This is a genomic window from Vibrio sp. 1562, assembly GCF_033340155.1.
Lineage (GTDB): Bacteria > Pseudomonadota > Gammaproteobacteria > Enterobacterales > Vibrionaceae > Vibrio > Vibrio alginolyticus.
Genome location: NZ_JAWOVY010000528.1, coordinates 1 through 605, shown reverse-complemented (window position 1 = coordinate 605; position 605 = coordinate 1). Strand labels below are relative to the sequence as shown.

At 50.9% G+C, this 605-nt stretch carries 1 protein-coding gene; it reads right to left on the bottom strand.

The window, feature by feature from the left end:
- The coding region (locus R7Z49_RS26210; protein ID WP_318112589.1) for a FecCD family ABC transporter permease at nucleotides 1-525 on the bottom strand (525 nt) is incomplete at its 3' end.
- Between the last annotated feature and the right edge of the window lie 80 nt (nucleotides 526-605).

Below are 605 nucleotides of genomic sequence, written 5' to 3'. Positions count from 1 at the left end.
GATCGAGGCACCTGAAAGTGCACTGATCGCCACGGCAGCGAGCAGCATGATCGTGACGGACGTACCAAACTTGTTCGTACCGAGCCAGTACACCAGCACCGTTGTCAGAGCACCGCCCAGAAAAGCAAATAATGGCAACGCTGCTAAGTTCATGAGTTGAGGATGGTTTTGGCTAAACTCAGCAAAAACGACGATGGCAAAAGCGCCGCCCAACGCCGCACCAGCAGAAACCCCGATAATGCCGGGTTCTGCCAATGGGTTTCGGAAAAGCCCTTGCATGACCACCCCACAAATCGCGAGGATTGCGCCGATGAACATACACAAAATCGTACGAGGCAGGCGTATCTCATTGATAACGAGTTGAATGTGTGGTGCCAGCTCTGAATGTGCGCCAACTAAGCCGCGCAGACTGTCTGTGAAACTGATGTTCATCGGGCCGACGGTTATAGAAGCGATGGCGATAAACGCTAAAAATCCAGACAGCGTAATCAGCGTGGTTGATAAAGGAATACGTCGTAACAGCATCGAAAATCTCTATGGGTAAAGCAAGGTATTGAGACGTTTAGCCTCTGACAGGCTTTTTAGTCCCAAACCGCCAACCAAAG